At 33.7% G+C, this 12157-nt stretch carries 11 protein-coding genes; all 11 read right to left on the bottom strand.

Going from position 1 to position 12157, the window contains the following annotated elements:
- Positions 1–150 precede the first annotated feature (150 nt).
- Positions 151–3255, bottom strand: a complete 3105-nt coding sequence (locus OXQ85_RS18250; RefSeq protein WP_267406330.1) for a hypothetical protein — start codon at positions 3253–3255, stop codon at positions 151–153.
- 42 nt (positions 3256–3297) lie between these two features.
- Positions 3298–4509: a T9SS C-terminal target domain-containing protein gene (locus OXQ85_RS18245; RefSeq protein ID WP_267406328.1), complete on the bottom strand. Its 1212-nt coding sequence runs from the start codon at positions 4507–4509 to the stop codon at positions 3298–3300.
- Positions 4510–4578: 69 nt separating this feature from the next.
- Complete coding sequence (locus OXQ85_RS18240; protein ID WP_267406327.1) at positions 4579–4833, bottom strand: hypothetical protein; 255 nt, start codon at positions 4831–4833, stop codon at positions 4579–4581.
- Positions 4834–5040: 207 nt separating this feature from the next.
- A complete protein-coding gene (hisIE, locus tag OXQ85_RS18235) occupies positions 5041–5631 on the bottom strand; it encodes a bifunctional phosphoribosyl-AMP cyclohydrolase/phosphoribosyl-ATP diphosphatase HisIE (protein WP_267406326.1) in 591 nt (196 codons plus the stop codon).
- Positions 5628–6380 carry an imidazole glycerol phosphate synthase subunit HisF gene (hisF, locus tag OXQ85_RS18230; protein ID WP_267406324.1) on the bottom strand — a complete coding sequence of 251 codons (753 nt, stop codon included), beginning with the start codon at positions 6378–6380 and terminating at the stop codon, positions 5628–5630. Before hisF ends, hisIE begins: the two co-directional genes overlap by 4 nt.
- The gene (hisA, locus tag OXQ85_RS18225) at positions 6373–7095 is read right to left on the bottom strand and encodes a 1-(5-phosphoribosyl)-5-[(5-phosphoribosylamino)methylideneamino]imidazole-4-carboxamide isomerase (RefSeq protein ID WP_267406322.1); all 723 of its coding nucleotides are present in this window, start codon (positions 7093–7095) and stop codon (positions 6373–6375) included. The genes hisF and hisA overlap by 8 nt, the downstream gene beginning before the upstream one ends.
- A gap of 2 nt (positions 7096–7097) precedes the next feature.
- Positions 7098–7676: an imidazole glycerol phosphate synthase subunit HisH gene (hisH, locus tag OXQ85_RS18220; RefSeq protein WP_267406321.1), complete on the bottom strand. Its 579-nt coding sequence runs from the start codon at positions 7674–7676 to the stop codon at positions 7098–7100.
- Between the two features lies 1 nt (position 7677).
- Positions 7678–8772 carry a bifunctional histidinol-phosphatase/imidazoleglycerol-phosphate dehydratase HisB gene (gene hisB / locus OXQ85_RS18215; protein ID WP_267406320.1) on the bottom strand — a complete coding sequence of 365 codons (1095 nt, stop codon included), beginning with the start codon at positions 8770–8772 and terminating at the stop codon, positions 7678–7680.
- A 4-nt stretch (positions 8773–8776) separates the two neighbouring features.
- Entirely contained in the window at positions 8777–9802 is a 1026-nt protein-coding gene (hisC, locus tag OXQ85_RS18210; RefSeq protein WP_267406319.1) for a histidinol-phosphate transaminase, read from the bottom strand.
- On the bottom strand, positions 9789–11084 hold the full coding sequence (hisD, locus tag OXQ85_RS18205; RefSeq protein WP_267406317.1) for a histidinol dehydrogenase: 1296 nt from the start codon (positions 11082–11084) through the stop codon (positions 9789–9791). The genes hisC and hisD overlap by 14 nt, the downstream gene beginning before the upstream one ends.
- A gap of 1 nt (position 11085) precedes the next feature.
- On the bottom strand, positions 11086–11943 hold the full coding sequence (gene hisG, locus OXQ85_RS18200) for an ATP phosphoribosyltransferase (RefSeq protein WP_267406316.1): 858 nt from the start codon (positions 11941–11943) through the stop codon (positions 11086–11088).
- Between the last annotated feature and the right edge of the window lie 214 nt (positions 11944–12157).

The following is a 12157-nucleotide window of genomic DNA, read 5'->3' as shown; positions in this document are numbered from 1 at the left end:
AACCGTTTCTGAGCTTTTGGAAGGCGTTGTTCCGTTATAATCTAAATAGGTTTTCGTTTGTACGTAATTTTCTGTGGTACTTACCTGCGCATGAGCCAAACCCGCGACCAGCAAAGCACTTATAGGGATTAATATTTTTTTCATCGGTTGTTAGTTTTTATAATTGTACTTGAATTCTTTTAATAGTTTACCCGTTTTACTTTGCTCTCTGACTTCCATTAAGCGGTTCGCCGTGTCATATAAATATACTTCTCTAATACCCGATGGAGGCGTAATGCTGCGAACACCAATCAAAGGATCGTACGTATAGGTCGTAACTTGATAATTTGGTAAACCTGCTCTGAACGTTTTTAAAGCATTTAAAAGATCCGCTTCATCATTGCTGGGAGCTGCCGACGCATCGGTATCAGACGCCGTCATGATAGCCATCGCCAAATTCTGAACTTGGGCATACGTCGCTCCTTCTATTTTGGCCATCGGCTGAGTGCCATTGTAACCCCAAACTATGGCTACGGGAATGCCTGATTTGGTGGTATATTGCTGTAGATTGCCTTTGGAGTCGTATTGGTCATAGTTCACTTCGGTAGATGGATTGTTTTGTAAATCATAGGACTTTACGGATAATGGTAATATCAAGTTTCCAGCTTGTGGAGTTGGTGTAGAAGTTGGATAAACGGTTTCTGTTCTTGATAATGTTTTGATGGTAGCTCCGATGGTCTGTTTAGTGGTGGTTTCCAACGGGATACCGATCATATTTTTATCAATCATTAACTGGTTGCCTTTTTCGTGGGCATATTTGAATAAAGTCTCCTGAATACTTTTATCTGGAAATGTTATTATTTTAGAGGTTAACTGAATACTTAAAGGATTATCATACTTGAAATTTGTTACAGTTGTTAAAAGATTACCGTTAATATTCTCTTCGATTGTTTCTTTATCCTTGTAATATTGAGCAGAAATCAATCGCGAAACACTAAATTCAAATTCTGCTTTCATATCATCAGGACGTATACCATATATCCAAACATCTTGAGCAGTGTTATGAATATCTGTTTGAAGCCTATTAACATAGATTTTATAAGAGGTATATTGAGATTCATTCGGATAAAATGATGTCGGAAAACCTCCTCCAGGACCAGAATACATTGCATCTGCTAAATCTATTGGAGTATCTAGGAATGTATAATGATTGATAATTTTCTTAAAAGGTATTACCTCATTCGCTCTATAGTAAGAAATTTGTAATGGCAAATTTCTTTTCCAATCATAAGAAATATTGGTCTGATAATAACTCGGAGTATAGCCCGTATCTCCAATTACATCTTCAAAATGAGTATAGTCATATATTATTTTTCCTAAATCTTGGTTATTTACGTTTACATTTTCTTCTGTAATCTTAGAATAATAAACAGGAAATCCATTGAAACCCAATAAATCATTGACAGAAGTTGAAGAGAATACAGTAAAACGATATTTAAGAGGTGTTGGAAAAAATGAAGAATTTTGACGATAAGCATTAGCCACTTCATAACTTGCATATTGTGGTTCCATATAAACATAACCGTTTTCATACTTTATATTTTTTTTTATAACTCCATTGTTATTATCATTCTTTATAATACTTTTTATTCTTAATCCTCCTATACTTGCTCCATTAACATTATTTAAATCATATTCATAAAACTCTTTGCCTTTGGTAGGGTAAGTAGTACTTTTTAAAACAGTAATTTTTGTTTTCTCTAGATCAGGCGATTTAAAATTAGCACCTATTTCTTCAAAGATCTGATTAAGCGGCATATAATTTCTATAATGAGCTATTTTTCCATTAAAAAAACCCCAGTGATCTTTTTTATCAATAATAGATTTATTAGGTAAAACACCACTATCTTCATCAAAATAATCAAATGCATAAATAGCACCATTATTTTTTAAAGAATTAAGCTTTAATCTATAATATTTTGAAGTTTCAGATATAGCATTTTGTATAGTACTATTTTGTCCAAAATAAGATTGGTTAAATTCTATTGTATTAACTGTATTACCAACTTCATCAAATATTAATATTTTAGAAAGCGATTTTGGTGAATATATTGATTCAAAAAATAAGTCTTTACGTGGTAGATCCGAATATATAAACTTTGCAATTATTTTATTATTTAATGTTATAGTCTCTATTTTTTTTGTCTTAATTTTTTGCTTATTAATTTCTTCACTATCAAAATAGCCATTTGTTATAGGAGTAAGATTATACTGTCCTGCTGAAGGTATAGTATTCATACTTTTTCGAAATTTAAAAACGGTTGGTCCAAACTTAGTATATTCAACATCAGAATAAGTAAATTGAATAATATCGTTTGACGTTGTTACAATCTTACTTAGAAGCATTGAATAAGAATTATTATAAATTTTAGCAATATTTGCAACCGTATTACTATTTATAAAATATTGAGTAATGTTTGTTGTTGATAAATCTATAACGTCAGCCTTATCATTAAAATAAAAAATATTTCCTTGAGTATCTGTAATAGTATTTTCTGTTATTTTTTCTTTTGTAAATGGTATTGTTTTAATTTTAAATTGATCTCCATAAAAAAATTTCCCACTACCAGACGGATAATTATAGTAAAAAATATCCGCTTCGCTTTCAGCGTTGATATGAAGTGTATTTGCTGACATAAATGGCCACTGATTTTGTATAGGAACATACATTCCCATTCCACCAAGATTATAAACATTTCCATTAAAACTATAATTCATGACAGGCTTTCCAAACACACTAAACATATATTTGTAATCATCATTACAAGCCTCGAATGCATCTAAAGCATTATAAGAAATATCAGGGCATTCCGGAAATAAAACTCGATTACTGGATTGTCTATATTTTCTAAAATTAGCATACTCATCATCTGTTCCTCCTCTAACCTGTCTATATATTCTTCCTCCTACAGTAAGATCCCAACCAAAACCAACATTTGAACTTTCTTCATTCACCTGAAAACCAGAATTTTTATACGAAAGTGTAATGGGAACCTCAAGACTTTTGGTTTTAATAGTATATAAAGGAATTTTTAAATCTAAACTCCCGCTAGTCTGAGCTATAGGAAAATCAATAGAAGAGATTAATTTGGCGACCTCAGGAGTTGGCTTAATAAAGTTAACATATTTATTTATTGAACTATCTTGCCCTTTTAAAAAAGTAGTACTTATAAATAATATTATTAAAAGGAATATATTTAATTGTAATTTTTTCATGATGTTTAGTTTTTTATCAATTTCGCATTCGCCGTTTTATTCTCATCCGTTTTTATCGTTACCAGATACGCTCCCTGAATCAAAGATTGCGTATTTTATTTTCAAGCTTTGTAGCTGCCCTCCACTCATATCAAACACATTGATTTCAGCTTCTTTAAAATCAAACCCAATTTCTACATACGCGTAATCTGACACAGGATTTGGATAAATCTTAATATTCTGTTTTTCAATCAACTGATCGATTTGTTTATCGCCCAGTTTTACAATTTTCCAGTTTTCTTTTCCAAGTTCTTCCGCACTGGTTCCAGCCAAAATAATCGAACCATCTCGGTTAAGTTTTATATCAGATAATCTTTCCTCGCGTTTTCTCGATTCACCTTTTACATGCTTTCTCCACTGCTCATCTCCATTTTGATTCAAATACAACATCCAAAAAGTCTCATCATCAGCTTCAATCCTACCTTCCGCCTGAGTATAACCGCCCAGCAAAAAGCCTTTAGACTTGTCATCTGAAGAATTTATAGTGCTCATTCCCATCAAAACATCTCTGTTTTTGAAGTTGTAAGATTTTTGCCAAATTTCTTCACCTCTTTCATTCAACGAAATCAGCCAGATATCCGTTCCTTCTTCCAAACCAACTGTTTTATTGCCTGATCTTTCAGAACGGCTTTCACCACCTATTAGATAACCATTCGACGTTAAAGAAAGTGTTCTTAAATGATCATCACCTTTTCCTCCAAAATTCTTTTCCCATTCCACTTTTCCTTCTTTATTGAGTTTAACAATCCAATAATCGCCTTCACCAAAATTGTTGCTGGTTTTTGGTTGAGAGTTGACGGTTATATTTCCTCCAGCTTCAGACTTCCTGTTTCCATCCTTCACTTCACCACTTCTGGAATACATCCCTACCAAAGCTCCGCCATCTTTCGTGGGAATCATTTTTTCAACTTCATCTAAGCCTTTTCCGCCAAGTATAATTTGAGAGGCTATGCCTCCGTTTTTGTCTAATTTGATGATTAAAACATCTTTAGAACCGTATCCTTTTCCTGAATTCTGAACATTTCCAGCCACGACAAATCCAAGATCCGTCGTCTGAATCACTGCTCGAGATTCCTCATCCGAAGCAGAACCAATGGTTTTCTGCCATAATTCATCTCCGAATTCATTCAAGCGAATCAGCCAAATATCAGATCCGCCTTTAGAATCCTCTTTTTTGTCTAAACCTTTTGTGGAATAAGTGGTTCCAGAAAGCAAAAAACCACCTTCTTGTGTGACAACCGTTGCCGATAAAAAATCATGATTGTTTCCCGAAAAATACTTTTCCTAGACTTCCTCACCTTGTTGGTTGAGTTTTAACAAATGGAAATCGTAGCCGTTGTTTGAGCTAGCATATGATAGTTTGGAGGTGGCCGCTTGAATACTACTTCCAGAAATCAAATATTGCTGATCGATGGTTGTCGTGACTTGGCTTAGAAAATCCTGTGTCGAGGATTTGATGTCTTTTTGCCAGACAACTTCCTGAGCTGAAACGCCCAAGACTGTGCACATAGAAAGTGCAGTAACATAGAGTTTTGTCATTTAGTGTTTTTTGGTTTATTACTTTTTTTTGCTCTGTAATTATTTTATGTTTTGATAAATAATTAAAACAAAACTAATTATTTATCAAAACATAAAGCAATAACAAACCAACAACACATTAATAAACGAATATCATTATATATTTTTCAATATACAATATTAACTTAAATTTTAATAATTGAAAATTTTATCACGAAATAATGGTAATTATTTATGATCACGGGCTCTTAAAACGTTCTCAATATCTTCAAAAGTAAAATTCTTCGCCTTTAATAAAATCAAATAGTGATATAACAGATCTGCGGCTTCATTTTTAAATAAATCATCATTATTATCTTTGGCTTCAATCACTACTTCTACCGCTTCTTCTCCTACTTTTTGAGCCACTTTATTAATTCCTTTTTTAAATAAAGAATAAGTATAGGAATCTTTTACCCGACCATTAATTCTTTGTGAAATTTTTTCTTCCAGCTCATAAACAAAACCTTTAGAATTCTTTTCACCAAAACAACTGAAACTTCCGGTATGGCAGACAATATTCTTAGGCTTTGCTTTAATTAATATCGTATCATTATCACAATCAACAGCTATGCTCTTTACCATTAAAAAATTTCCGGATTCCTCACCTTTTGTCCAAAGTCTATTCTTTGAACGACTAAAAAAAGTGACTATTTTTTCATTCTGAGTTTTATCAAAAGCTTCATCATTCATATAACCCAACATCAAAACCTGCAACGTTCTGTCATCCTGAATAACAACAGGAACCAATCCGTTATTTTTATCAAAATTTATTTTCATCGTATCGCAATTTTTTTAGTTTTTAATTCTTTTTTTAAATCTGATATATTAATTTCTCCAAAGTGAAAAATACTCGCCGCCAAACCTCCTGTTGCTGAAGTTAACGTAAAAACATCTTCAAAATCTTTAACTGTACCTGCACCACCCGACGCAATAACCGGAATATTAATATTTTCTGAAATTAATTGAGTTATTCTCAGATCAAAGCCGCTTTTTGTGCCGTCGCCATCCATTGAGGTTAAAAGAATTTCACCAGCACCTAGTTCTTCTGCTTTTTGTGCCCATTCCAACGTTTTTAATGTAGTTATTTCTCTTCCTCCTTTCACGTGAACCCAATCATCTACATTAACAAACTTCGTATCAATAGCCACCACAACACACTGGCTGCCAAACTCTTTTGCAAGATCTGAAATAAGTGTCGGATTTTTTACGGCAGAAGAATTAATGCTTATTTTATCAGCTCCGGCATCCAATAATTTACGGACGTCTTCAGCCGTTGAGATTCCGCCCCCAACTGTGAAAGGAATACTTAATTCTTTTCCTATATTTCTCACCAATTCAACGAAAGTTTTTCGCTCTTCGATCGTCGCTGTAATGTCGAGAAAGACCAGTTCATCTGCACCATCGATTTCATATTTTTTAGCCAACTCTATAGGATCTCCGGCATTTCTCAGTCCTTCAAAGTTGATTCCTTTTACTGTCGTTCCGTCTTTAATATCCAAACAGGGAATAATTCTTTTTTTAAGCATTTTCAATAAATTTTTGAATTTCTTTCAGACTGATTTTTTCTTCATAAATTGCTTTTCCGATAATTGTTCCGGCGCAACCCATTTCTTTCATCCGCTCAACATCTACCATTCCGGAAATCCCTCCGCTGGCTACCAATTTTACATCAGTTTTATTTAAAATTTCTTTATAAAGTTCTGTGGAAGGGCCTTTAAGCATGCCATCTTTTGAAATATCTGTACAGATCACATTTTTCACCCCATTTTTCTGATATTGAAGAATAAAATCAATAACATCCAAGTCACTTTCCTCTATCCAACCTGAAGTTTTTATTTTTCTATCATCACAGTCAGCTCCCAGAATAATTTTCTCAAAACCATATTTCTGAATTAAACTAAAACAAAATTCAGGATTCTGAACCGCAATACTTCCAATGGTAATTTGTCTAGCTCCCGAATTAAAAGCAATTTCAATATCTTTTTCAGTTTTTAATCCGCCACCAAAATCAATTTGCAGAGAAGTTTCCTTAGCAATATTTTCTAATATTTTTTGATTGACAATATGCTTTGACTTTGCACCGTCCAGATCCACCAAATGAAGATACTGTATTCCGAAGCTTTCAAATTCTTTGGCAACTTCTACAGGATTTTCATTGTAAATTTTCTTCGTAAGATAATCACCTTTCGAGAGACGTACACATTTTCCGTCAATAATGTCAATTGCAGGAATAATTTTCATGTTTATAGTTTTAAAAAATTATTAAGTAATGTACTTCCAATAACTCCCGATTTTTCCGGATGAAACTGCATCGCATAAAAATTATTCTTTTGCAGAGAAGCACTGAAAGGCAAAATATAATCGCAGACAGAAGTCGTATTTTCAGACAGTTCACAATAAAAACTGTGAACAAAATACAAATCATTCTCTTCTGAAACTCCCGAAAAAATCGGTGACTTAAAATCCGAAATCGTATTCCAGCCCATGTGCGGAACCAAATCCTGAGGAGGAAATTTCTTAACTTCAATATCAAAAATCCCCATTCCTATTGTATTTCCCTCCTCGTTATTTCCACACATCAGCTGCATTCCCAAACAAATGCCCAAGACAGGCTGTTTTAATGTTGGAATTAACTGATCTAAGCCTTTTTGCTTTAAAATTTTCATTGTTGATGAAGCTTCACCCACACCAGGAAAAATAACTTTATCTGCCTTTTGAATCAAATCAAAATCATCTGTAACCATCGATTCTACATTCAGTCTGTCCAAAGCATTCTGTACAGAATTTACGTTTCCTCCGTTATATTTTATAATCGCAATCATCTTATAAACTTCCTTTTGTAGAAGGTAAATTAAAATTAATATCTGTCTGCTTTACTGCCATTTTTATCGCTTTGGCAAAGGCTTTAAAAATGGATTCTATTTTGTGGTGTTCATTTTCGCCTTCAGATTTAATATTTACATTACATTTTGCAGAATCGGTGAAAGATTTAAAGAAGTGAAAAAACATTTCCGCCGGTACATCTCCAATTTTCTCTCTTTTAAAATCGGCATCCCAAACCAGCCACGGTCTTCCTCCAAAATCCAGCGCAACCTGCGACAGGCAGTCATCCATCGGCAGCAGGAAACCATATCTTTCAATTCCTTTTTTATTGCCCAAGGCTTTTAAAACGGCTTCACCCAAAACAATTCCTGTATCTTCCATCGTGTGATGTTCATCAACCTGTAAATCGCCATTAACTTTAATTTTTAAATCTAAATTCCCATGCTTTGAAATCTGTTCCAGCATATGATCAAAAAAATATAAACCTGTGGATATTTCTGAATCACCTTTTCCATCGAGGTTAATTTCAATTTCTATATCCGTCTCATTTGTTTTTCTTGATACTTTTGCCTTTCTCGGAATTTGTTTTAAATAAGAATAAATTTCACTCCAACTCTCTGTCGTGAGATCCGCCTCATCATTCTGAATTTTATTAATGAAAATTGCTTTTGTTCCTAAATTTTTTGCCAGCTGAATATCTGTGATCCGGTCGCCAATCACCAATGAATTTTCCAAATCATAATTTCCGTAAATATACTTACCCAACATTCCTGTTCCCGGCTTTCTGGTTGGCAGATTTTCATGCTCAAAACTTTTATCGATAAGGATATCATTAAAAACAATTCCTTCATTTTTAAATGCCTGAAGCATTTTTTCCTGAGGTTTTATAAAATCATCATACGGAAAACTCTCTGTTCCCAAACCGTCCTGATTGGTGATCATTACCAGCTCAAAATCCAGTTCTTTTACAATTTTAGACAGATTTTGAAATATTCCCGGATAAAATTCCAGCTTTTCCAAAGAATCAACCTGAAAATCAACAGGCGGTTCTAAAATCAGTGTCCCATCACGATCTATAAACAATACTTTTTTCATAAAATCAACAATTTTTCAGAATATTAATCAGTTTTTCATTTTCAGCTCTCGTACCGATATTAATTCGGATGCAGTTGGGAATGGCAGGAGTTCTTTTACTGGTCAACACCTCATTTAAAGTTAAATTTTCATAAATATCCTCAACATTCTTAAAATCAATTAAAAAGAAATTAGCATCGGTGGGATATATTTTGTTTATACAATTTAAATTGCTGAATTCAGAACGAAGCCATTCTCTTTCAATGACAATATTTTCTAAGTTTTGATTAAATTCATCTATATTTTCAAGAGCATTAATAATGAGTTCCTGACTTAAAGAATTGACATTGTAAGGCGCCTTTACCAAATTGATAAAACTGATAATTTCTTCCGAAGCATAAGCCACTCCTACTCTTGCGCCGGCTTTTCCCCAAGCCTTTGAAAAGGTCTGTAATACAATAAGATTAGGGTATTTTTTTAGTAATTCTAATGCAGACCTCTGTTGAGAAAATTCAATATAAGCTTCATCGACAACTACAATTCCATTAAAATTTTCAATGTAAAATTCAATATCCTCAATACTGTTTCCTGTTGGATTATTGGGTGAACACAAAAAGAATATTTTTAACTTATTTTCGTTAATAACATTTAAAAAAAACTTTTTATCAATATCAAAATCTTTATTTAAACGAAGCTTTACAACTTTGTTTTCATTAATCGCTGCATAAAAACCATACATCGCAAAAGAAGGATCCATCATTAAAATCGAATCTGCTTTTGGTTCGCAAAACACTTTAATAATTAAATCAATTAACTCGTCACTTCCGTTTCCAACTGCTATTTGATTTGTAGGAATATTTTTAACCTGAGCTAGTTTTTCTTTTAATTTTTTCTGTGTAGAATCCGGATAACGGTTCCATTCACCAAAAGGATTTTCATTAGCGTCCAATAAAACAGGTGAATTAAATTCGTTATGATCTCTAAAACTAATATAAGGTTGTAAGTTGAGAATGTTCTTTCGAACCAGTTGGGTGATATTAATTGTTGTCATTTTCTAATTGTTTTAATCGGATGGAAACTGCGTTTTTATGAGCGAACAGACCTTCTGCCTCTGCCATGAGTTCGATAGTTTTTCCTAAATTCTGTATTCCTTCTTTTGATAAATTCTGAAAGGTGATTTTCTTTACAAAACTGTCCAGCGAAACGCCGCTGTAGTTTTTTGCAAAACTGTTTGTTGGCAGTGTATGATTGGTTCCGCTTGCATAATCTCCAGCACTTTCACATGAATAATTCCCAAGAAAAACAGAACCTGCATTCTGAATTTTCGGAATATACTTTTCATAATCGCTGATGGCCAAAATGAGGTGCTCGGGAGCATATAAATTACTGAAATCAAGAGCTTCCTCTATCTTTTCCACCAAAATAAAATGGCTTTTTTCCAAAGCATTCTGAGCCAATTCATTTCTTGGAAGCTCTTTAATCTGTTTTTCTATTTCTTCGATGGTTTGGTTAAAAATTTTCTCATTATCAGCGATAAAAATCACCTGACTGTCGCTTCCATGCTCTGCTTGAGAAAGTAAATCTGCCGCACAGAAGCTAGGATCTGCCTGTTGATCGGCAATGACCAAAACCTCACTGGGACCTGCAGGCATATCGATCGCCACACCAAATTTCTGAGCGTATTCTTTAGCCGCAACCACAAACTGATTTCCGGGTCCAAAAATTTTATACACTTGCGGAATAGATTCCGTTCCGAAAGTTAACGCTGCAATCGCCTGAGCGCCGCCTGTTTTAAAAATCTGACTAACGCCACACAACTGAGCGGTATACAAAATCGCAGGATTGATATTTCCGTTCTGATTGGGAGGAGAACAAAGAATAATCTCTTTACAACCTGCCAGCTGTGCAGGAATCGCAAGCATTAAAACCGTTGAAAAAAGCGGTGCTGTCCCTCCGGGGATATAAATTCCGACCTTTTCAATGGCGCGGTTTTCTCGCCAGCAAACCACGCCTTTTGTAGTTTCAATCTTTTCAATGTCAACCATTTGAGAAGCGTGAAATTCTGTAATATTATCCTTTGCCTGTTGAATGGCGATTTTCAAATCTTCGCTGATCAGATTTTCGGCTTCATTTAATTCATTTTCAGAAACTTTAAGGTTATGAATTTCAACTTTATCAAATTGTTTGTTAAAGTTAAACAGTGCCTTATTTCCCTCTTTTTCTACTTTCGTGAAAATATTTTCTATAACTTCCGAGATTTCATTTCTTTCAAAGGTTGGTCGTTTTACCAGTTCCTGCCAGCTTTCTTTCTTAGGGTATTTATTTATGTTCATATCAAATCACCATTTTATCAATTGGAATTATTAAAATATCCTGTGCTCCGTTTTCTTTCAATTCATCAATAACATCCCAGAATCTAAGTTCATCAATCACTGAATGAATACTGCTCCAGCCTTCTTCCGCCAAGGGAATTACCGTCGGACTTTTCAATACGGGAAGGACATTTGAAATATCCTGAATCTTTTCATTCGGAACATTCATTAAAATATATTTTGAATTTTTTGCTTTCAAAACCGATTTTATTCTAAACAGAAATTTGTTAAGAATCTTTGTTTTTTCAGCATCTAAACGTGAGGTTTGGGCAAGAACGGCTTCAGACTTTAATAAGGCTACCGTTTCTCTTAATCCATTTTTAAACAATGTACTTCCCGAACTTACAATATCACAAATTCCGTCTGCCAGACCAATATTAGGCGCTATTTCTACGGAGCCTGAAATGATGTGAATATCTGCCGAAATATTATTTGTTTCTAAGAAATTTTTAAGTGTATTAGGGTAAGAAGTCGCAATTTTTTTCCCTTGAAAATAATTCAGATCATCTGTTTCCACTTCTTTAGGAACAGCCAAAGAAACCCTGCATTTAGAAAATCCAAGCTGTTGGATAATCTCTATATTTTTCTGTTTCTCCACCAATAGATTTTCCCCGACAATAGCGATATCCACAACCCCATCTTCGAGGTATTGAGGAATGTCTGAATTGCGCAGATACATGATCTCCATCGGGAAATTATCTACGGAAACTTTTAGCTGATCCTTCCCATTGTTAACGAATATTCCACAGTCTTTCAATAGCTGTAAAGACTCTTCGTATAACCGGCCACTTTTTTGGATTGCAATTTTTAATTTACTCATTTCGTTATCATTGAATCTGAGTAAATAAAGTGATACTTTAAGTATTTTCGTGAAATATCAGAAAACAAAAAAACCGCCTAATTTACTCAGACGGTTTTTAATTATTTTGATTTTTAACATAGTCACATATCAATCAATTCCGTCTTAGCAGAGATGATGATGATAATGATGTACTGTTAAAAAATTCGGTTTCATTGTTGAAATTTTGTGTTAC

Source organism: Chryseobacterium sp. GM_Chr_2 (assembly GCF_026540445.1).
GTDB lineage: Bacteria > Bacteroidota > Bacteroidia > Flavobacteriales > Weeksellaceae > Chryseobacterium.
Note: the sequence above shows the minus strand (reverse complement) of the source record. Positions and strands in the feature narration are given on the sequence as shown.